A 21,641-nucleotide genomic window follows, 5' to 3' on the forward strand; every position below is an offset into this window, starting at 1 on the left:
AAATTTGATAAGACACTACCTAATAAATTTATTCTTTTTTACATTTTTTTAATCACCCACAGTTAACCTACTCAAAACCTGAGACTTTACTATAAAAATTAAATTGGAGAATTAACCGAAAAGGTAATTTTTTATTTCAGCTCGAATAAAAAGTAAGGAAAGGTGAATCTTATTGTGTACCGTCTGTGGGGCAATCTCAAGTTTGGTCGCAATTTCTTTAGTAGAGAGGTGATTGTAACGACTAAGTTTAAAGGTTTCCTTTTGACCTTCAGGCAATTTGTCTATGGCCACTTCTATTTTTGCATACAATTCTTCAAATTCCAGGATTTTTGATACATCTGTCTGCACCAGACTTTCATCAAGATTGGCTATATCACACAACACTTTCCTGCTATAAATAACCCGGTAGACTTTGTACTTTACTGCTGTTAACAGATAAACTTTAAGATTTTTCTGAACAGCCAAAGATTTCCTGTTGTTCCAAATGGTTAAAAAAATATCTTGAACCAAGTCCTCGGCCTCTGAAGCATCTCCTAATTTAGCGTATGCTTGCCGGACAAGCATCTCCCAATACTTATTGTAAATGGTCTCGAATGCTTTCACATTGTCTGCGGCCATTGCTTTTAACAATAGGATATCGGATTCTCTCATTTTATTTTAAGTAGGATTTGAAATGCTACACCCGACCAATTTATAGCAACATTTTCTAGTTTCCAATTAACCACACCGGAACTGGCCATAAATTTCAAGAAATTACGCGTTTTTATTCTAAAACACACCTAAATCCCCAATATTTCATTGAATTTCGCTACTAAATTTTCAATCGAATAACCTAAACCTAGTTAGAAATTTGCTCTAAATTCTTAAAATATCAATTAAAATTCAAAATCCACCTTAAAAATCAAACCCAGCGCAATGTTATTTTTAAAATGGATTAACACCTAATTACGCCTGATTAGGTGTTAAAATACTGATCTGTATTAAGTAGGATTCCTTCCCATATAAATTTTCTAATGCTTATATTGGGTTCTAGGCCTCATTATTCTACACTACAGTCCTAAAACCTTGTTGAATTACAATTGGCTAAAATTCAACTTTTATCTAAATAAATACTTTGCCTATGGGGGAAACCCTAATTTGGTTCTGTATTTTTGTTAATTGAAAATCATTTAAAAGAAAGGAAGTTTCTTAAAAGGGCATGGAAAAAGAAATCAGAGAAATAGGCAAAAAAAACAAAATTGAAAAAGAGCTTGTAATCAAGGTTTCAAAAATGAAACCAGTCATAAAACCTACCAAACCCCATCGCCACGAAGGATACCATGAATTGATCTTTTTAAATAAAGGATCTGGACACCATATTGTAGATGATAATAAACATGAGGTACGTCCTCCTGTTGGATTTTATTTGAACCTCGGCCAAGTCCATTGCTGGGACTTTTCTCAAATTCCAGAGGGATATGTTGTCATGTTTAAAGAAGAAGCACTAACCAATTACCCTTCAGCTTTAAACAATCTTTTCCGGCTACATGACAAGTTTAATATGCCGCGTCAGGATTCCAACTTAATGGAACAATTAGACGTTTTTTATAGGGATTTTAAAGCAAATGAACCTTTAGAGTTACTCTCTGCTCACCTCAATACATTAATTTTAAAAACCGTAAATCTACCAGCCCTCAAAGACAATATACATCCAAATTTCATTAGTGAGTTTAGTCGCTTGAGAAGATTGCTCAATGAAAATTATTTAAACCTGAGAACTTCTGAAGAATATGCCAACCTTATGAAAATTAGCACCAGGAAACTCAATCAGATATGTCAAGCTGCCGCTGGATGTAATGCCATAGAAATAATTAAAGAACGCTTATTTATTGAATCCAAAAACCTACTTACGCATACCAACTTACCCGTCAACGAAGTGGCCTATAAATTGAATTTTTCAGACCCTTCTAATTTCATTAAGTTCTTTAAATCCCAATCCACCCTCACTCCTATGGAATACCGGTCTAGGTTATTGTCCTAAAATTACCATTATCGGTAATAATATACCGCATTATTATCTGCTATGTTCGCTTGTTTTGCATCTAAAGCGAGATAATTAATGAAAATAGCCCAACTACTCCTCATACATTTATTTGTTTTTAACTGCGTTTATGCCCAAACTGGGATCAAAGGCACCCTCAAAGATGCCCAAGAAAACACGCCCATAGAATATGGCAGTATTGGGTTATTCTCCCTGAACGACTCAAGCCTTATAAATGGGGCAGTTACCCAACCCAATGGTACTTTTGAGTTAAAAGGAATCAAACCAGGGAGCTACTACCTAAGTATTCAATTTATGGGGTATAAAAGCCTTATTGTAAATCCCATTGAAATCAGCAGAGGAAACGTTCTGGACCTTGGAACACTATTAATTTCCCCAGATGAGCAATTGCTAGAAATGGTAGAGGTTTCCGGCTCTAGATTTACAACGATGCATAAGGTAGATCGCCAGGTATTTGAATCTTCTGATTTTCTATCAGGTCAAGGTGGCAATGCGATTGATGTCCTAAGAAACCTTCCATCTGTATCCATTAATGCCGAAGGTCAACTTTCAGTTCGAGGAGCTACAGGCTTTGTTGTCATGTTAAATGGTAAACCCATTCAGTCTGATCCTTCTATTATCCTTAGCCAATTGCCTGCAAATTCAATTAAAAACATTGAGGTGGTTACGGCGCCTTCGGCAAAGTATGACCCTGAAGGAAAAGCTGGAATTATCAATATAACTACTGAGAAAGGGGCTACAGATGGCACTTTTATTCAAGTAAACACAAGGCTTGGTCTACCTAGTATCCAAGATTATAACAACAAGGAAAAACCGCAAAGGTATGGAGCAGACTTCACCATTAACCATAAAAAAGAAGCTTGGGACCTGTCTTTTGGTGCAAGTTACCTTAGAAATGACATAAATGGTCGTAGAGAAGGTGAAGTATACACCATAATCGACAATTCGACAACCTACTTTCCCTCAGATGGTGAAAGAGGTTTTGATGAAGAAGCCTATTCAGGAAGGCTTACACTTGGCTTTGTGCCTAATGAAAGAAATAACTTCAGTCTGGGTTTTTATGGAGGGATAAGAAGTAAGGATAGAACAGCTGATATTATCTATTATGACAACCATGCAGTCGTAAACGATCAGAGGTTGTATACCATGCAATATTACAATGAGAATTTACGTATCAGGACAAGTGATTTTGCCTTAGGTAGTTTTGACTATATCCATACATTTGAGAACAAGGCATCGATTTCCACCTCATTTTTATATGAGTACACCATGTTGGGAGGCCCGACCACCAACAGAAATCTGGGCTACCCAAATTCAGATTTCATTTACCAGGATGAATACAATACCAATGACAACCCACTGCACGGAATACGTTGGCAAATTGACTATAAATCCAAACCTCAGCCTTGGGGTGCCCTAGAAGCTGGCTACCAATTCAGGAGCCTAAATCACTTGGGGGATTTTGTATATGAAAGGAAAAACAGTGAGGGAAAGTTTGAATTGGTCCCTGATTTTTCTTCCAATGTGGACTTGACCAGATTGATACATTCTGGCTATGGCCAATTAAATGGGGTGAAAGGCAAATGGAATTACACTGCGGGGTTGAGACTGGAATTCATGGATAGGTCATTGCATCTGAAAGACAAAGCAAATACTATAGACAGTACCTATACTTATGAATTTGTTCAACCCTACCCATCTGCCAATATCCAATACAGCGCAAATGAAAGTTTAAAGCTAAAGGCAGCCTATAGCCGAAGGGTAGAACGAACCACTACCTTTAAAATGAACCCATTCCCTGAGAGAGAGCATTCTGAAACTTTGGAACAGGGAGATCCTAGTTTGTTACCTGAATTTATTGATTTGGTTGAGGCTGGAATTGTTAAAGATATTGGTGAAAACAGCTTTTACACCACGGCTTATTATCGAAAAGTGAAAAATTTGGTAAATAGAGTTAACACTATCTATAACGACACCATTTTAAATCGAATTTACTCAAACGTTGGAACTGGTAGATCTCTTGGTTTGGAAGCTGGCATTGAGTTGAATCCTACCTCCAATTGGAAGGTCTTTACCGGAGCAAATGTTTATCAATATGAAATTAAAGGTCAGTTTGACAACCGACCGATTGATACCTCTGCCTGGATATATTCTATCAATGCCAATACCAGCTACGCCTTTACTTCCACATTTAGCTTACAGTGGTCTCTCAACTACCTTTCCAAGAGAATCACAGCACAAGGAGAAGATTCAAGATTTCTATCTCCAAACCTAGTTGCCAAGAAAACCTTTTTTGGAGATCGTTTTAGTGCTACTCTTCAGTGGTTAAATATGGACATGGGATTGTTACCAACCAATGAACAAAGAATTAGCACATGGAGGGAGAATGAGTTTTACACTACCACAAATTATGTATTGGAAGTAGATATGATCATGTTAAACCTAAGCTATACCATCAACCCAGGCAAAAATAAATCGCGTTTTGTCAAAAGTGAATTTGGTGAAAAGGAATTTTAAAACCATTCTAGTCAGATCTTAAGGGTATTATTCCTTTAAGATCTGGCCCAATAGCTTTAATTCCTGCTCCAATTTATCAGTCCATGGAAGTCCGTAATTTAACCTGAGGCAATTGTGAAATTGACTCTGCAAGGTAAACATTCGACCTGGAGCTATACTGATACCTCTAGACAATACTTTATCAAATAGTTTTCCAGTATCCCATTTTTTATCCAGCTCCACCCACAATACAAAACCTCCCTGTGGTCTACTTATTTTGGTGCCTTTAGGAAAGTAATCTGCAATAGCTCGTATAAAATGTAGAGAGTTACTATATAAAGTAGCCCTTAGCTGCCTCAAATGTTTTTCATAATAATCGTTTTCCAGAAATAACCCAATTGCCTCCTGGGTCACAGTTGTGCTAGAAATGGAATGAAACAGTTTAAGTTTTAAAATAGATTTTATAAACTTACCCGGTGCCATCCAGCCGACCCTATAGCCAGGCGCTAAAGTTTTTGACACAGAGCCACACCACAAAACCATTCCCTCTGTATCAAAGGCTTTACAAGGTTTTGGTCGGCTAGCACCAAAATAAACATCACCATAAAGGTCATCTTCTATCAATGGCACATTGTACCTGGTCAATAATTCAACAACAGATTTTTTATTTTCATCAGGCATGCAACTGCCCAATGGGTTATTGAAATTACTAACCAGCAAGCAGATATCAATTTCCCCAATCAATTCTTCTAAATCTTGCGGCAAAACACCAAATTCAGGGTCTGTAGGTAGTTCTACTACTTTTAGGCCCATGTTTTTCGCCAATTGCAAAATACCAAAATACACTGGACTCTCCACTCCTATCCTATCACCCGGCTTGGTCAAAGCCATAAAAGCCAAAGAAATGGCATGCATGGCCCCTGAGGTAGTTACCAATTCATCCGCACCCAAATTACCTCCCCAAGTAAAAGACCATTTGGACACATTTTTGCGTAAGCGAAGATTTCCCTGAATATCATCATACCCTGTTCCTCCCGCAGCAAGTGTTTTAGTGGCTGTTTGTAGACATTTATTTAATCTAGCCACAGGAAAGAACGATTCATCAGGTACACTTAAGGACATTTGTGTAATGCTTTTATTTACAAAGTTTGAAAAAACTTTCCCTATTAAACCATCCTCTTTACCTGGAGCACCATTAATGCTAGGACTACTTGCCTGAGGCATAGGAAGTCTTTGATCCTCTTTTAAACAAACAAAAAATCCGACTTGAGGACGTGACACTATACATGACCTGCTCTCCAAGAGCAAATAGGCCTGAATCACAGTGTTCTTACTTACCCCATACTCTTTACTTACGGTACGTATAGAAGGCATTTTATCCCCTAATTTTAGGGTTCCTTTGGCAATGAGGTTTTCAAAATTTCCAGCAAGCTTCTCAAATAGGGTCATTGAAACAAAAATTTAAACTGTACCCTTCAAATTTAAATAAATTGTATCTGTAACCAACCGATGATTCTTATTTAATTTGCAATTACAAACAAATGATTTCGTGAATTAGACAAGAAACATCTTATTTAATAGGTCCGAAAAAAAGTGAAAAGATACAAGTCCTCCAATATTTAGATTGTAGGCCATTCCTTTTTTTGAACCTTAAGTATTTTGAATTGTTTAAAATTCACCAATAAGACATATTGACATTAGCTTTTCCCTTTGGTAAAAATGATTGTCAGGCAAATGCATTTTTAAAAGAATTACCCATGATGAACGAAACGATAACTGAAAAGCCGGATTTTGATTTTGAAAATTTCACTTTCGGGGTGCAAGCCACAGATCAAATGTTGGTAGCGAAGTATGAAAATGGCGCTTGGTCAAATTTCCAAATTGGTCCTGTCAAAAACATTTCCTTGTCCCCTTTGGCCATGTGCCTGCACTATGGTCAAACAGTATTTGAAGGGCTAAAAGCCTTTAAAACCACTGATGGAAAGATTAATATCTTCAGGTTAGAGTCTCATTTTAAAAGAATGAATCGTTCTCTTGAAAGGATGGCCATGCCTGCTTTGCCGGCATCGTGTTTTATTGATGGGATCCGTGAGCTTGTAAGCAAAGAAAGCCAATGGGTAATAGATGATCCTGAGTATGCACTTTATATTCGACCATTTGCTATTGCTACAGAGAACAAGCTTGGTGTAGATGCCTCCCATGATTATTTATTCATGGTAATTCTTTCCCCATTGAAAGCCTATTACAATAGCCCTTTGAGAGTGGTTGTAGAGACCAACTATATCCGTTCTGCAAAAGGAGGTGCTGGTGCAGCCAAAAATGGAGGAAATTATGGTGCTTCACTTCTACCCCAACAGAAAGCCAAAAAAGAGGGATTCGACCAAATCATTTGGCTAGATTCCAATGAAAAGAAATACATAGAAGAATCGGGTACAATGAATATCATGTTTATCCTAAATGGGAAAACATTACTTACCCCTGCACTGAGTGACAGCATATTGGACGGTATTACCAGAGATTCAATCATTAAACTTGCCCCAGAATTGAATTTGGAGGTAGAAGAAAGGTCAATTCAGATCTCGGAAATAATTGACCGAATAGCTTCAGGAGAACAAGTTGAGGGTTTTGGAGTTGGAACCGCAGCAGTTATTTCTCCGATTAAGGAAATATCCTATAAAGGTGATTCATTCGAAACCTACGTTCAGGAAGATGCTGGAATGTATCGCATAAAGGAAATGCTTTCTGAAATTAGAAGAGGCATCAGGCCTGATCCTTTTGGCTGGTCAGACCTAGTATGATACATAAAAAATGTGAAGCTATAAGGCTGACTTTGATCTAAATTTTGGTGGTATTGTTGCTTAATAAAGGCGACATTACCACCAAAAACTAACTTTACCTATAAGAGGAGTTAGATACTACTAAATGATAAAGACTGAAGAGCCTTTTCACTTTTAAGGCTAATTACTTTACCAACAAAAAATTGTTCTGTTATTTTTTTCGGTGCCAAGGGTAAAATCCTTTCAATCAAAATAAAAAACCGGGATCCTGTTAATTTATAGTTTAGCTCGAAACTAGATAGTTGGCTCAACACTTATTTATTACTTCCCTGTTAAAAATTCTTGTTCCTCATCGCTTTTTTCTCTGAACGAACGCGTTTTGCTTTTAAACGTCTTTCTTTGGCAGCTTTGCCTGGTCGGGTAGCAATTCTTTTTTTCTTCCTTTTAAAAATCTTTTCCATTAACTCATAAAATTTCCCAATGGCAATTTTCTTGTTTTCAATCTGAGAACGAGAAGTTTGTGCATCGATCTGAATGGTTCCATCCTTACCCAATCTATTCCCATACTTTTGAAAAACCTTGGTCTTTTCTTCTTCTGACAAGTATTGAGAATTGGGAACGTTAAAAAATAAAGTTACTCTTGAATTTACCTTATTCACGTTTTGTCCACCAGGCCCACTGCTTCTGGAAGCCAAAAACGTTAACTCGGTATTAAAAATTTCATTTTTAATTCTTTCGGTAATTGTCATGAATGAACCAATTGATGTATTACTTGTCTTTAATAAATAAAATGCATCAAAAAGTTCCCTTGACAATTTAGCAGGAGGCTGAGAAAGCTTAATTCTGTAATAACTGCACTTTCATTACCATCCCTTATCTAGGTAGACAATGAAAGTGCAGATTGAGCTCTAAAAATGACTTGTTTTATAAACTAACAGCAGCCCCCACCAGGAGTACAGCTTCCACCCGAAGGAGTACTAACCATCTTCAATACAGGCTTCTTCTCAGGGACACCGCATTTCTCTTTTGCCAAGCAATCCGTTTGTTTACTGGTAAGTAAAAATCTTTCTCCGTTATAAGCCAATCCAAACCGCTGAATGGTTTCACCTTGAAATTCAACTTCGATGGGCGCATCACTCAATCCCAAAACTTTTTCTGACAATTCGATAATGTGCAATAACTTCTCTGGATGTAAGCGGTGGTTATAATCATCGGCATCCCAAAGTTGGAAATTAATCGCCTCCTCTTTACGTTCAGTACCACCACAATCAATATAATGTCTGATTACTTTTCCCACTTCTGTAACGTGAAAATGTTCAGGAACCAAAGTTCCATCAGGCAATTGAAAACTAAGTGTTTCCTGAGCTTTTAATATTGGTTTTATTTCTGAAAGTTTCATATTTTTTTATTTTGAATGAACCATTTAATAATAATTTTGGCGTCCCCATTGAAACATACAGCCTATATAATCAGGTTATACCCAAAAGAGTAAAACAACTTTTAAATCAGGCCATTTCTTTATTCAAAGAAAGGACAAATTAAATACAAAAGCAGTTCCTTTTGGATTAACCTAGGGCTTAATCAATCGGTACATTGCAATATTACGATTAATAAATTTAAAGTAAAAGGATCTCTTCAACTTTTCAAATTTATTAGTGAAAGTGGATCCTATAATAGGCAGCCATTTATAGTCCAGATTACAAAATATCCTATCCCTATCAATAGGAAAAATGTCTCAACTACTTTAAAATCGAGCTTGGTGAAATTTGTTTTTGTCTAAAAGGAATGATTTTTATCAAAAATTGTTTTATACTTCTACCCCATTGAAAGCATTCTATGAAAGCAAATAAAAGTAAGGTCAGTTTAAAAAGTGTTTTTAAAACCATAATCTGGCCGAGAAGAAAATATATTTTTATTGGACTCTTTTTAATAATTATCAGTAGGTTATCTGGTTTAGTTTTACCTTGGGCCAGCAAGTACCTTGTTGATGATGTCATTCCCTCCAGTGATTTTGAATTATTAAAATGGCTCATAGTTGCTGTGGTTGTTTCGGTTACCATCCAATCAGTAACTTCATTTGGATTAACACAAATTTTAAGTGTTGAGGCCCAAAATCTGATTGCTAAATTGAGGGTGGAAGTTCAGGCTCACATTATTCGCTTGCCAATACGATTTTTTGACAATGCCAAAACTGGGGAATTGGTATCCCGAGTAATGACTGATGTAGAAGGAGTACGAAACCTGGTAGGGACAGGACTTGCCCAAATGGTAGGTGGATTGTTAACATCCATGATCAGTTTGGTATTACTGATTTATATCAGTCCAAAAATGACTTTGTACGTCTTGGTCCCTGTAATAATTTTTGGCGTTATTTCCCTAAAAGCTTTTGGCCGGATTCGTCCAATATTCAGAGAAAGAGGAAAAATCAATGCTGAGGTTACAGGAAGACTGACTGAAACATTAGGAGGTATCCGGGTTATCAAAGGCTTTAATGCTGAAAATCAAGAAACAAAAATATTTGAATCAGGAGTAAACAAATTGTTTTTAAATGTAAAAAGTAGCTTAACTGCCACAAGCTTTGTTACCAGCGCGGCTACCTTTTTACTTGGACTTGCTTCGGCCGGAATAATGGGTATAGGCGGCTACATGATCATGGAAGACCAATTGACATTTGGTGATTTCCTTGCCTTTACCTTATTGTTAGGTTTTATGATTGCCCCTATTCTTCAAATGAGCAATATAGGAAGTCAATTGACCGAAGCTTTTGCAGGTTTGGACAGGACTCAGGAATTAATGAACATCCCATTAGAGGCGGACCCATTGACCAGAAATATTCTCTTGCCGGAGATAAAAGGTAGGGTAGCATTTGAAAATGTTCATTTTGAATATGAATCAGGTACTGAAATAATAAAGGGAGTAGATTTTATTGCTGAACCAGGAACAGTCACTGCCTTGGTTGGGAGTTCAGGGTCAGGAAAAACCACCATTTCAGGTCTTGTAGCTTCTTTTTTAAACCCAACCAAAGGAAGGGTAACCATAGATGGACAAGACCTTAGTAAAATAGATTTGGATTCATTTAGAAGACAATTGGGTGTAGTATTGCAGGATGATTTTCTTTTTGAAGGTACAATCCGAGAAAACATAATGTTTCCAAGACCTGACGCTTCAGAAGAGTTACTTCAGGATGCTGTGAAATCAGCTTATGTCCATCAGTTTACAGATCATTTCGAAAAAGGCCTAGAAACGGTTATAGGTGAAAGGGGTGTAAAACTTTCAGGAGGGCAGAGACAAAGACTTGCCATCGCCAGGGCCATTCTCGCCAATCCAAGAATTCTTATCCTTGATGAAGCGACTAGCAATCTTGATGCTGAGAGTGAACATTTTATTCAGTCCAGTTTGAAAAGCTTAATGGAAGGAAGAACCACCTTTGTAATTGCCCACAGACTTAGTACCATCAGGCAAGCAGATCAGATTCTCGTCATTGAAAAAGGGCAGATTGTAGAACGTGGACACCACGATGAATTGATAAGCACAAATGGAAGGTACCATGATTTGTACACCTTTCAGGCTAGAATTTAGGCATTACTGAGCAATGCCTTTACAGCCAATCTACCTGAAGTCATTGCTGCATTGATAGAGCCATTTAATAATTGATCCCCTGCTAGAAAAACATTGTCGAATAATTTCACATGTTGCAGGGGAGCACTATTTTTCACATCTGTGAGCTTTGGCAATGCTTTCTCAATGCTATAAGTTTTAATGTGTTCAAAAAAATTGGCATCAATCCCTGTTAAAGCTTCTAATTCCTTTGTTACTAGTGTCTCCAGATTTTCTAATCCTTTGACATCCTTAATAATGGAAACAGACAATAAGGCCCTACCATCACTGGCATATTTTTTACTAACATCAGTCAAGAACACCAAATTGTTGATCATGAACTTATCATCAGGTACCAAACCAATCATAGGTTTAACTATAAATGATTGCTGTAAGGTAAAATACAGATTGGTAACTTGATGATAGTCCAGGTTATCTTGTCCAATAAGCTTTCCAGGAGCTGTTGCAATGATAATCTGATCAGCAGTCAAAGAATTTCCGGAATCAAGGTGAATGGTATTGTTTTCAATTAATGAAACCTTGGTATTGAACCGGATTTGGGTATGTGCTAATTGTTCGAAAAGTTGTTGAGGAATTTGCCCCATGCCCTTTTCAGGAATGGCAGCATATCCCTGACCAAACATTTTAAAAACAAATTCAAACATCCTTGAAGATGTTGAAAGTTGATCTTCTAGAAATATCCCACTAAAAAATGGCTTGAAGAAATTATGAATAATGCGATTTGAAAAACCAAAATCTTTTAAATAGGTTAAAGTTGTACTCTGTGGACTAGTGAATATAGCCTCTATACTTTTTTCTTTTAACCTTTTAGTCAGCGCATACATTTTATACTTGTCCCAAAGTGTCCCGACTTTAGAAAATGCCATAGCAAAAACCTTAAGTGGGTTCCGAATCGGGTCATGAATGGCAAAAGATTGTCCACCAGCTTCGAGAATAATTGCCCCAGCCTTAAACTTTTTCAAATTTAGCTTATCCAAATCAAGGTAGCGACTTAATTCTGGATAAGCAGTTAGCAAAACTTGAAAACCATGATCGAGCAAATAACCGTATGTTTCATCAGTTTTCACTCTACCTCCAATGCTATCAGACCCTTCAAGAATTACTGGAAAATAACCCGCCCTTTCAAGCTCTATTGCTGCCACAAGGCCGGAAATTCCAGCTCCAATAATGTATACACTTTTTTCAGTTGAAAGCATTGTTATGGTTTTAATTAACTCCTTTTATTCACCCTCATTTTTTATATTTTTCCTCTCACGAAACTTCCCCTTATCCGAAGAGGCTTTTATCTTAGGTCTTGGCTCGGTTTTTACATTAGCCGTTTCACTTGATCTTTTTTTATCGTTCGGCCTAGACTGTTTCTTATAGGAGTTTCCTTTTTTCTTATTTCCTGATGCGTTTCTATTCCCTGCATTGGACTTATTAGAATGGCTCTTAGATAAATCAGGTCCTTTCCCTATATCTTCTGGATTAGGCAATACCTCAATTTCCATGCCGATAAGGTTCTCAATATTTTTATATTTATACCTGTCTTTTTCATTGACAAAAGTAACGGCTTTCCCTTTCTTCTCTGCTCTAGCAGTACGCCCTACCCTATGCACATAATCTTCTGGATCATTAGGTGTATCAAAATTAATTACCATTTCGATATCCTCCACATCAATCCCTCTTGAGAGTATATCTGTAGCAACAAGGATCTTTAATGATTTGTTTTTAAAGGAAGACATAATTAATTCCCTCTCATTCTGATCCAAGTCTGCATGAAAAGCTTCCACCATAAAGCTTTTTCTCAATACCTTATACAAAGACTTGACTTTATCCTTGGTCGAACAGAAAATTATAACCGCTTGAAAATCCTGGGATTTCAGTATATGGTTTACCAATGCCTCTTTTTGCCCATCATATACATGGTAAACATATTGACTGACCCCTTTAGCTGTTTTACCCAAAGCAATGGATATTTGTTCGGGATCATGTAAAATCTGTTGAGAGAATTTCCTGATTTTGGGAGGCATGGTAGCAGAAAACAACAAGGTCTGTCGTTTTTGAGGAAGGTATTTTACAATCGTCAGAATATCTTCTGAAAACCCCATATCCAACATTCTGTCAGCCTCATCTAATATTAAATTTTCAAGGGAATCAAAATTCACTTTACCCCCTGCAAGAAGGGCTATCAACCTACCAGGAGTAGCTACTACTATGTCAGCACCCATTTCCAAGGCTTTTCTTTGTTGCTCCCAGACTTTCCCGTCTCCTCCTCCATAAATGGGAATAGAACTAATTCCTAAAAAATAGGCAAGTCCCTGGATTTGCTGATCTATTTGGATGGCAAGCTCCCTTGTTGGGGCAATTATCAAAACTTTAACCCCATTTCTATCCCCTTTACTTATTTCATTAAGCACTGGCAATATAAAAGCGGCAGTTTTTCCTGTCCCTGTCTGTGCAGTTGCTATCAGGTCTTTCCCTCCTAGTATTATTGGTATTGCTTGCTCTTGTATGGGAGTTGCTTTTTCAAAACCCATTGCGTCCAAACCTTCCTGAAGTTCGGGAACAAAATTAAATTCACTAAAAATCAATTTTTCTCTAGTTTAAGTGTACAAATATGCCCAGCCAATTAATGCCAATTGCATCGGAAGTCTAATCAACAACAACCACTTTGGAATCCCTAAATGCTTTCTTTGATACATGTATAGATTGGCTGGAAATACTGCAATTAACAAAAGGATGATTCCATAGGCAGCTACAATTCGAACCGGCTCAAAAATCAAACCAAATCCTAATCCTACCTCTATACTCCCTACTAATTTGTTAACCAATTTGCGTTTAGGAATAAAAGGCGGGATAATACTTGTAAACAAGGCAGGTTTTACAAAATGCATAACCCCCACTGTCATATAAAAAATTGCCATCGCATAAAGAAATGCTTCATCCATAAAAATCAATTGCAGTAATTTCTTTATTCTTTAAAATTAGGACTTCAAACTTGCATATCAAAAATATTTAGGCTTATTAGCTAAAATAAATCCTTTTTTTGGAGAAAGAATTTAATTTATTCCTTTTAAACTTCGTTTCGAGCATTAATTACCGGTATCATTAGGCATTGAAATAGATTGATTCTAAGCTTTCAAAGACAATTAGCAAACTCTTTAATAAGTAACATTAACCAGTCCTGCTAATAACCCCACACCCTTCAAGAATGGATCGAAGCTGTAAATGATTACTGATTAAAAATCCTTTTGAGCCATTATTCCCTAATTTGAACTGGATTTTGCAATAGGATTTCTCCGCCCTGACAATAATCTGGGTAAAGCCTTTACCATGGTATGAGAAGAGTTGAATTGTTAGTAAATCAGGCTGTTTGAAGATTAAAGCATAGCATCGCTATGGTGAACCTGTTGATCGGAAGGCAGATTTAAAAACAGGACTGAAGTGACTGATTTTGAAGTGATTTCAGCACATAATAGAAGGTCTATTAATTATTTCTGATTCAACAACTCTTTCATTTAAACCCAGGGAAAGCATGAGCAATTACCTTTATATAACCACTGAATTTAACCCTTTAAACCTCTCCTAACTCATGTAATTACAAATCTTCAAAATCTAGATCAAAATTGAGCATCAAATTACATTAATAATAATTATCTACCCTTAGTATTAATTATAGCATAAACTTTAAACTATTTTATTGCTATATTTTAAATTAATCAATCTTTTCCTTACCTTTGAAATATCAAACAAAGACAAACGGTCTTTGGTCAATAAAAGACAAACTTTTTATTGATGATATATACTGTAGGATGATGAAACTGGCAGACATGCCCTCCTGTCTCGGGGGTGGGGATCACAGGATAAAAAAAATAGCGAGCTCGTGTTTTTTCTAACTGCCCCGTGGAGGTTCGACTCCTTCTCCTACAGCAGGTTATTTTGGGTTTATTGTTAATTGACTAAAGCTATGAGATTTTGTTTCATAGCTTTTTTTTCTGCCAAAAACCCAGAATAAATTAAACCCGAAACAGGTAATAGTAGGACAATTATCTATTTCGGGTCAATATAGGTAGGGATTAATTTCTCTTTTTTATCATAAAACAACCTGGCGTTACACTTCAGCAGCCTGAACGTGCATCCAATCGTAATTTTTTCTCCTGCCGAGGCTTACCCAACCTTCTTCTTCCCAACATCTCCACCAGTCATTGTACACGGGGTGTGCAAATGCGGCTTGGTTCCTTCCCCAGGTCAATTGGTTTCTAGCTGGGTCAAAATCAAGGGCAACTCCCCAAGAATGGGTTGACCATTGTGTTCCTCCTCGCATCAGCCTATTATTAAAACACCCTCCAAACCTGTTTAGCGCTAGCCTTTCAATTTCATTCTCCCCATAAATATTTCGCACATTTTCTAACACCAATAAAAGACTCTCTGCAACCTTGGTATGACAGGTGATTTTCTTTGCCCTATACCTCATATCCCAAGCTATTTTCATTTCATAAGGCACTGTCACTGTCACAAGATTTTTTGCCCGAAGACCATAAAATTCGTGAAAAGCAGGTGAATTTTGCCTGGGCCAGCGATTCATAGGGTTGATCTCTTCAGGCCTCCAAGGTTCTCTGACTTTACCATACTTTTGTAAATAAACCAATTCTTCAAAAGCATATTGGGTCTGAGGGCCCCACATCCCGTCTATAGCTCCAGAATTAAAACCTTTTTCTCTGGCTCCTATTTGAATCATGGTCGTAACCTTTCTCACATTTGGAAGATTGACGCTCATTCCTGGTACTCGATTGAGGCTTTTGAGTGTTTCCGGACCAAAAATACCATCAATTGCACCTCTGTACAATCCTTTTTCTGCCAGCAATTGTTGGACTACTTTGATTTTTTCTTTCATGCCTGATTGTTAGTTATTTGTGAAATATTTTATTAATTCAAATTAGCCAATAGACAAGCTAGAAGCACTAAACCATTTTTCGATTATGCGCAGGGTTCCTATCTGTTTATTGAAATAATTTAAAAAAAGCACTAGTGAATTTTACCTTCTTTTTGAATTTCATACCTTATGCACTGAATCAATAGTTCTTCTTTAATTTCTTTATGTTTACCAGCCATAGTCTTTAAACCTACCTGCTGAATAATATTTACAATATTGGCACCGGTAAGGGGATATTTTCTAGCCAAATCTTCCAAGACCAACCTTGATTCCAGAGCAATCTTTTTGGGCAAATATTGTTTCCATAATGCCAGCCTTTCACTAACACCCGGAGGTTCGAAATCAATAATTGTCTGAAACCTTCTGATAAAGGCTGTATCCAAATTGCTTTTATAATTGGAAGCCAAAATCACCATTTCAGGATAGGCTTCTATGCGCTGTAATAAATAGGCTACCTCTTGATTGGAATGTTTGTCTCTTGCGTCTTTGACATTTGTCCTTTTTCCAAAAAGTGCATCAGCCTCATCAAAAAACAAAATCCAGCTTTTACCTGAAGCCTTCTGAAAAAGCCGTGAGAGATTTTTTTCGGTTTCACCAATGTATTTAGACACCACAAGAGACAGGTCAACCCTATAAACATCCTTGCCTGTATATTTACCTAATAATCCTGCTGTTAGGGTTTTTCCTGTGCCCGGTGGACCAAAGAACATCACTCTATAACCCGGCTTCACGCTACGTTTTAATCCCCAATCTTCCATCAAGCGCTTATTGTAGGTCAACCAATCTTCCAGCGCTTTGATTTGTGAAAACGTTTTCTCGGACAGTATTAGATCTTCCCATTCAAGCTCTGTACGAATCAATTCGGCTGGAAAGTTCGGGCTAGGTTTGGGAGGCCTGATACTTTCCATCAATAACTTATCTGCAAATTCCTGATCTGGGTAAATAGGTGCGGCATAGAATGGCTCTTCTTCAGAAGCCTCTCCAATCAAAATATGCCCCTCTTTTAGTAAGCGAGAATCCTGAAAAACAGAAAAATACTTCTTTCTTGAAACCGGGTCACTTCCTCCTAATAAATAAAGCAAGGTTTCACCTGTAGGAATAATCCCGCGATGGTATTTACTTTTGTACCCCCCAAATTCAGGAAGTGATGTACCTTCGGGAAAATACTCCTGCACTATCTTACTCAAAAACCCAGGATCTATATAGGGCACCATTGCAAGTGCTAGCAATAACAACTCCTGGTTTTTGATATCAAGCTCTTTAATAATTTTTCCTAAAAATTCATTGGGGTCAAAATAAAGATCCAGATTAGGTTTGGTCAGGCTTGCTGTTTTTCCAATTTCATGGTCCATCCTGCTTTTGACCACCATCTCCAAAAAAATTAACAATTGTTTCATAGATCTATAGAAATGCCTTCCGGGTTAAAATCAATTTTGTTCTTGTTTACCGGTATCGATTTGCTTCATTTTGGATTTATAATGTAAAGCTTTCTCAAAACTTGGATCCAAATCAAGGGCTTTATTCAACCAATTCTTTGCCATCTCAAACTCTCCTTTACTAAGGTAAACAACTGCTAAATCTGTTAAAATTGCTGGATTATCTGGTTCCAAACGGGAATTTTTAATCAAATGGTCCAAGCCTTCTGATACTTGACCTACTGCAAGGAAGGTCATAGCCAAATAATGTCGATAAGAAGTATTGTCAGGTTCCTCTGCAAGGGCTGATTTAAAAGATTTAATGGCAAAACCATAGTTTTTTAAATGAAATTCACATTGCCCAGCCAAAAACCAGACAAGCCCTGTCCAGTAATTAGGAGGTATAGAAGTCAAAGTCTGTCTTGCCTCTTCCCAATGGTTCATCCTCATAAAAACCTTAACAAGTTGTATTAAATTTTGATCAGTGGGATGCTCTTCTATTATGCTTTTCCAGATCTGCACTGCTTTTTCCAACTCATTGATATGGGTGGCAAGCTTTGCCAAACTAATTTTTGCATTTTGGTGCTCAGGGAACCGTTCCACTGCTTCAGAAAACTTATCCCAAGCAATCGCATATTCACCTTTCATGGACAACGCATTCCCTAAATTCACCAGAAAATGCGGCTTCATTTCAATTTGTATCGCTTTTTCAAAAAACAATATGGCCTTATCGTAGTCTTTTTGCTGTTGATAATAAAGGCCCATATTATTTAAGATGGATGTGTTTTTTGAATCTAACTCGTAGGCTTTATCATAGCATTCTGCTGCCTTTTCAAAATTTTGCTTCAAAAAATGCCTTGCACCTTCATTATTGAAAGCAATGGCCTTCTCTTTTTCCATTGTAGTCATTTAGTCAAATAAATCATTTTTGATGTCTCTCGCCAAGCCCTTACCCATATTCACAATATCCAGATCAGGATAGATCACCTCAATATCATCGAAAGACATATCAAAAGCCTCACCCTCCTGATAATTGACTGGGAACACCAGACCAAATTGTATATCTGGCCCCCATTCAAAGCCAGCCAAATTGTGTCTCCAGGTTTCTGAAACAGAGAGGAAGCCTACTCCAAGGCTGGCCCTTGCAAATGCATTCACTTCAAATTCGAATTTGGGATTTACAGTGATTCTACCGAGAGCATCCAGGGACAAGCCTGTCTGAGGGGTCCAATTCAAATCTACTTCTGCAGCTGCTTCTCCTTCTAACCCCAATGCGCCAGTCAACTCTATTCCTCCTGTGAGGCTAGCAATGGCAACACTGACACCAAGGCTCAAGTCACCTCTTAAAGTAAGTCCAGCATCGGCAGGAATGGCAAATTCTCCATGACCACTTATTGTGGTTTCATCTTCTCTTTCAGGATTGTAGGTGATTTCAGCGGATATATCTCTCAATTCACCTGGACCAAAACCGGCTGTAAAATCCAATCCACCTCCAATTTGAGCAACCAAACCAATACTTCGTGGCCCAATAGGAATCGCGAACAATGGAATCTCTATTGTTGGAGCCCTAAATAAATTCCTATTGAATTCCTTTCTTTGAAAAACCTCATAGCTCTCAGAGGCCAGTCTGGCAGTAACTTCTATTTCTCCATTAGGTAAAAGTTTAACTCCAGCCGTTGCAGCCAACCAAGGAGTTAATTGAAGGGTAAGCTCACCTCCACCATAGACTCGCATGGTTTCGTCCGGATCTCCAGAAGGCTGTCCATCTTCCCCTATAGCACGGTTGGTAGCGCCTACTTCTATGGTTCCACTTAGCATTCCTCTGCTATAGGCTGCCGAACCTACAATTGTAAGCGCACCATTCTCATAAGTAACTGTAAGTGATGTAGAAATCCCTGGAATATCAGGCTGGGCTGTGCCGGTTACCATGATTTCATAGTTCTCAGCCCCTGCAGGTTTAGCAACTCTAGCCGCTACATTACCTCCTGTAATCCCCGGAATATCACTGCTTAAGTCAAAATCACCACTGAATGAAAAACCATCTTCACCGAAATTGAAGGCCATATTCCCCCTTTCAATACCTGGAACATCCAGCTCAGCTTCACCTGTTGCAGAAAAATTGTTTTCACTATACGTTGCAGTTATTGTGGCGGATTTAATACCTCTTAACTTTCCTTCAGGAATGCCTATCTCTCCTCCTATAGTCCAGGTATTTTCCTTGTATTCCATATTGATCTCCGCCGGATCAAATAATTCAGAATCAAAATTAAATGCCCCTTCCAATTCAAAACCTGAAGCAGTGGAAGCGGTAGCACTAATATGCCCTTCACCTACTTGGTTGATGGCAAAATTGGTTTCACCGGTCAGCCCCAATCCATTCCTGGAACTTGCAAAAATCGTTAAAGAACTATCGCTAATTTCAAACGGCGCGGGCACATTAATTTCTTCAATTCCAAAGGTTTTAGATACCCTTACTTCGCCATTGGAGATAAATAGTTCTATAGGACTGCCCTCGAAAATAGGAATACTGGGTAATATTTGGCCATAAGCCTCAATACCAGTTGGCAACAAGTCCAATTCAAGGATTTCTACCGGGCTTGCCTTTTTTATTCGCAATCCATATAAACCGGACTTAATAGACTGCTTGGTAAGGTATCCTGCATATTTAGAACCCGGATAACGTTTTACAGGAAAGACTTTATCCTCTGCCCAAGGTGCCCATGTTTTGTCTGAAGAAGGTATATTTACTGAAATACTGCCTAGGTTCTCTGTGTTTTCTACATTTTCACCTTCAGTAGCGAATTGTTTGGCGGTAATTCTGAAAGGATTGCCTAACCAGGTCTTTTCAGAACTACCCAATCTGCTACCCTCTCCAGTCCAAACAAACTTTTTACTTATTCCACCGGATTGATTGGGGAAAATACGGACCTCTCCTTCGCTTCCAATATCAGCTAAATTCCCCACTTCGATAGGTTCTAATTGATCTCCGCTTTCTATCTGAGTTTTGGTCCAAAATTCATTTTCGGTGGCATTACTATCTCCTCCAGCCAAAGCTTCTGCACTATTAAAAACCAAGGTGTATTTGTTTTTAAATGTCGCATCTCCTCCAGGGTATTGAACCCCATGTCTTTCTCTAAAACCATTGAGTTTTTCCGTAATTTGACCTTTTATAACAGACCCACTTGAGGTGTTTTTACTGGCATCCAATAATTCCATGTTTTCAAGGGTATTGGGCCATGTTGCCGTGCTCCAATTAGCCAATTGAAGTTCTACAATATGGTCTACGTGGAAGTTTCTGTAATTCTTATCTTTCCCCCAGCCAGGCGTAGTAAGCTCTTTCGAAATCACATCAATGGGGCCTATATAAGTGGGCTTTGCTCCCCTGCCATTTATATTGGCTTTAAACACATGCGTAGTATCAGCTGTTGGGGGAGTTCTATGGTGCTCCTCATACAAGTTGTTCAATCTTGTGGCAATATTGGTTGTACTTACCTCTTCTCTCCAGACGCCATCTCTTTGGTTGGTATTGCCTCTTAAATAATTGTTTTTTCTTTTAAGAGGGGCTTTGCTTGTAAATAGTGTTCCCCTATGATCCTGTAATTTAAATCCTGGAATGGGTATTTTACTAAAAGTTATGGTTTTAGCACTTTCATCCAAAACACCAGTTTCTTCCTCCATTTCAGGAGCTGCTTCCTCTTCGCCTTCTTTTTGAATGGTACTGTTCTGTATGGCTGGACTACTTCCTTGTTGAATGGTATGGGTTAACTCATGCGCCAAAAGATGCTTTCCAGCGCTATCGCTGGGCTTGTATTGGTTTTCATTAAAATAAATATCATTCCCATGGGTGAAGGCATGTGCCCCAATACCTTGGCTCATCTGCACTGCCTGGCTATCAGTATGCACCCTTACATCTTTAAAATCAGCACCAAATGACTCCTCCATTCCTGAAAGTGTCTCCTGATCCATTGACTCTCCTCCTGATGTTTGATTGAGCTGCTGCTCGAAACCCGGAGGTGTGGATGTGGCAGTCTCTTGTTTCATTTGTACAGGAGCTTCCGCTTCACTATCCTGAGGCTCCATTGATAGCTGCCCTTCCTCTTCTGATTTTTCCTGAAAAACCGTTCTATTTACCTTTAACTGAACGAGAGGCGTAACCCCTTTGGCCAAGGATTGGGCTTGGATATTTTCATCTGTCTTTGATTGAACATTCTCTTCTTGAGACTTTTCTTGCACCACCTTATCTGCCATTGCATCAGCTTCTTGCTCATACTGATCACCAGGCTGTCCTACTGCCAATTTCGCCTGAAAAAAGGGATCAGACTGATTTTGGGAGGAGTGACCTCTGCTGGTTTTAGATTTAGAACTAAAATGGCTCATAC

General features: G+C 38.0%; 15 protein-coding genes. 4 read left to right on the plus strand and 11 right to left on the minus strand.

Annotated features, from left to right (window positions below; genetic code table 11):
* Window positions 1–111 precede the first annotated feature (111 nt).
* Window positions 112–651: an RNA polymerase sigma factor gene (locus CA2015_RS22565; protein WP_048643947.1), complete on the minus strand. Its 540-nt coding sequence runs from the start codon at window positions 649–651 to the stop codon at window positions 112–114.
* A 547-nt stretch (window positions 652–1,198) separates the two neighbouring features.
* Between CA2015_RS22565 and CA2015_RS22570 the strand changes: the two genes are divergently transcribed.
* On the plus strand, window positions 1,199–2,020 hold the full coding sequence (locus tag CA2015_RS22570) for a helix-turn-helix domain-containing protein (protein ID WP_048643948.1): 822 nt from the start codon (window positions 1,199–1,201) through the stop codon (window positions 2,018–2,020).
* A 78-nt stretch (window positions 2,021–2,098) separates the two neighbouring features.
* Window positions 2,099–4,558: an outer membrane beta-barrel family protein gene (locus tag CA2015_RS22575; protein WP_048643949.1), complete on the plus strand. Its 2,460-nt coding sequence runs from the start codon at window positions 2,099–2,101 to the stop codon at window positions 4,556–4,558.
* Window positions 4,559–4,585: 27 nt separating this feature from the next.
* Here CA2015_RS22575 and CA2015_RS22580 read toward each other — a convergent pair whose 3' ends face one another.
* Entirely contained in the window at window positions 4,586–5,986 is a 1,401-nt protein-coding gene (locus CA2015_RS22580) for an aminotransferase-like domain-containing protein (protein ID WP_048643950.1), read from the minus strand.
* 308 nt (window positions 5,987–6,294) lie between these two features.
* Here CA2015_RS22580 and CA2015_RS22585 point away from each other — a divergent pair, with 308 nt between their 5' ends.
* Window positions 6,295–7,335: a branched-chain amino acid aminotransferase gene (locus CA2015_RS22585; RefSeq protein ID WP_048644703.1), complete on the plus strand. Its 1,041-nt coding sequence runs from the start codon at window positions 6,295–6,297 to the stop codon at window positions 7,333–7,335.
* A gap of 311 nt (window positions 7,336–7,646) precedes the next feature.
* Here CA2015_RS22585 and arfB read toward each other — a convergent pair whose 3' ends face one another.
* Window positions 7,647–8,063, minus strand: a complete 417-nt coding sequence (arfB, locus tag CA2015_RS22590; protein ID WP_048643951.1) for an alternative ribosome rescue aminoacyl-tRNA hydrolase ArfB — start codon at window positions 8,061–8,063, stop codon at window positions 7,647–7,649.
* A gap of 182 nt (window positions 8,064–8,245) precedes the next feature.
* Window positions 8,246–8,713, minus strand: a complete 468-nt coding sequence (locus CA2015_RS22595; RefSeq protein WP_048643952.1) for a DUF6428 family protein — start codon at window positions 8,711–8,713, stop codon at window positions 8,246–8,248.
* 437 nt (window positions 8,714–9,150) lie between these two features.
* Here CA2015_RS22595 and CA2015_RS22600 point away from each other — a divergent pair, with 437 nt between their 5' ends.
* Entirely contained in the window at window positions 9,151–10,893 is a 1,743-nt protein-coding gene (locus CA2015_RS22600; RefSeq protein WP_048643953.1) for an ABC transporter ATP-binding protein, read from the plus strand.
* Here the strand turns inward: CA2015_RS22600 and CA2015_RS22605 are convergent.
* The 7 genes from CA2015_RS22605 to CA2015_RS22635 all read right to left on the minus strand — a co-directional run bounded on the left by CA2015_RS22605 (window position 10,890) and on the right by CA2015_RS22635 (window position 21,639).
* On the minus strand, window positions 10,890–12,128 hold the full coding sequence (locus CA2015_RS22605; protein ID WP_048643954.1) for an NAD(P)/FAD-dependent oxidoreductase: 1,239 nt from the start codon (window positions 12,126–12,128) through the stop codon (window positions 10,890–10,892). The two genes, CA2015_RS22600 and CA2015_RS22605, sit on opposite strands and share 4 nt — an antisense overlap.
* A 24-nt stretch (window positions 12,129–12,152) precedes the next feature.
* Entirely contained in the window at window positions 12,153–13,451 is a 1,299-nt protein-coding gene (locus CA2015_RS22610) for a DEAD/DEAH box helicase (RefSeq protein WP_449390409.1), read from the minus strand.
* A 66-nt stretch (window positions 13,452–13,517) separates the two neighbouring features.
* Entirely contained in the window at window positions 13,518–13,862 is a 345-nt protein-coding gene (locus CA2015_RS22615) for a DoxX family protein (RefSeq protein ID WP_048643956.1), read from the minus strand.
* Between the two features lie 1,163 nt (window positions 13,863–15,025).
* Window positions 15,026–15,808: a M15 family metallopeptidase gene (locus CA2015_RS22620; RefSeq protein WP_048643957.1), complete on the minus strand. Its 783-nt coding sequence runs from the start codon at window positions 15,806–15,808 to the stop codon at window positions 15,026–15,028.
* A 131-nt stretch (window positions 15,809–15,939) separates the two neighbouring features.
* On the minus strand, window positions 15,940–17,244 hold the full coding sequence (locus CA2015_RS22625; protein ID WP_053086738.1) for an ATP-binding protein: 1,305 nt from the start codon (window positions 17,242–17,244) through the stop codon (window positions 15,940–15,942).
* Window positions 17,245–17,274: 30 nt separating this feature from the next.
* Window positions 17,275–18,162, minus strand: coding sequence for a tetratricopeptide repeat protein (locus CA2015_RS22630; protein WP_169786506.1), 888 nt, complete (start codon window positions 18,160–18,162; stop codon window positions 17,275–17,277).
* 9 nt (window positions 18,163–18,171) lie between these two features.
* The gene (locus tag CA2015_RS22635) at window positions 18,172–21,639 is read right to left on the minus strand and encodes an eCIS core domain-containing protein (protein WP_048643959.1); all 3,468 of its coding nucleotides are present in this window, start codon (window positions 21,637–21,639) and stop codon (window positions 18,172–18,174) included.
* Between the last annotated feature and the right edge of the window lie 2 nt (window positions 21,640–21,641).

This window comes from Cyclobacterium amurskyense, from assembly GCF_001050135.1.
In the GTDB taxonomy this organism is placed as follows: Bacteria; Bacteroidota; Bacteroidia; order Cytophagales; family Cyclobacteriaceae; genus Cyclobacterium; species Cyclobacterium amurskyense.

Excerpts from the sequence above, each read along its gene's own strand:
- CA2015_RS22565 (WP_048643947.1), bottom strand. The coding sequence starts at position 651 with ATGAGAGAATCCGATATCCTATTGTTAAAAGCAATGGCCGCAGACAAT.
- CA2015_RS22570 (WP_048643948.1), top strand. The coding sequence starts at position 1,199 with ATGGAAAAAGAAATCAGAGAAATAGGCAAAAAAAACAAAATTGAAAAA.
- CA2015_RS22575 (WP_048643949.1), top strand. The coding sequence starts at position 2,099 with ATGAAAATAGCCCAACTACTCCTCATACATTTATTTGTTTTTAACTGC.
- CA2015_RS22580 (WP_048643950.1), bottom strand. The coding sequence starts at position 5,986 with ATGACCCTATTTGAGAAGCTTGCTGGAAATTTTGAAAACCTCATTGCC.
- CA2015_RS22585 (WP_048644703.1), top strand. The coding sequence starts at position 6,295 with ATGATGAACGAAACGATAACTGAAAAGCCGGATTTTGATTTTGAAAAT.
- arfB (WP_048643951.1), bottom strand. The coding sequence starts at position 8,063 with ATGACAATTACCGAAAGAATTAAAAATGAAATTTTTAATACCGAGTTA.
- CA2015_RS22595 (WP_048643952.1), bottom strand. The coding sequence starts at position 8,713 with ATGAAACTTTCAGAAATAAAACCAATATTAAAAGCTCAGGAAACACTT.
- CA2015_RS22600 (WP_048643953.1), top strand. The coding sequence starts at position 9,151 with ATGAAAGCAAATAAAAGTAAGGTCAGTTTAAAAAGTGTTTTTAAAACC.
- CA2015_RS22605 (WP_048643954.1), bottom strand. The coding sequence starts at position 12,128 with ATGCTTTCAACTGAAAAAAGTGTATACATTATTGGAGCTGGAATTTCC.
- CA2015_RS22610 (WP_449390409.1), bottom strand. The coding sequence starts at position 13,451 with ATGGGTTTTGAAAAAGCAACTCCCATACAAGAGCAAGCAATACCAATA.
- CA2015_RS22615 (WP_048643956.1), bottom strand. The coding sequence starts at position 13,862 with ATGGATGAAGCATTTCTTTATGCGATGGCAATTTTTTATATGACAGTG.
- CA2015_RS22620 (WP_048643957.1), bottom strand. The coding sequence starts at position 15,808 with ATGAAAGAAAAAATCAAAGTAGTCCAACAATTGCTGGCAGAAAAAGGA.
- CA2015_RS22625 (WP_053086738.1), bottom strand. The coding sequence starts at position 17,244 with ATGAAACAATTGTTAATTTTTTTGGAGATGGTGGTCAAAAGCAGGATG.
- CA2015_RS22630 (WP_169786506.1), bottom strand. The coding sequence starts at position 18,162 with ATGGAAAAAGAGAAGGCCATTGCTTTCAATAATGAAGGTGCAAGGCAT.
- CA2015_RS22635 (WP_048643959.1), bottom strand. The coding sequence starts at position 21,639 with ATGAGCCATTTTAGTTCTAAATCTAAAACCAGCAGAGGTCACTCCTCC.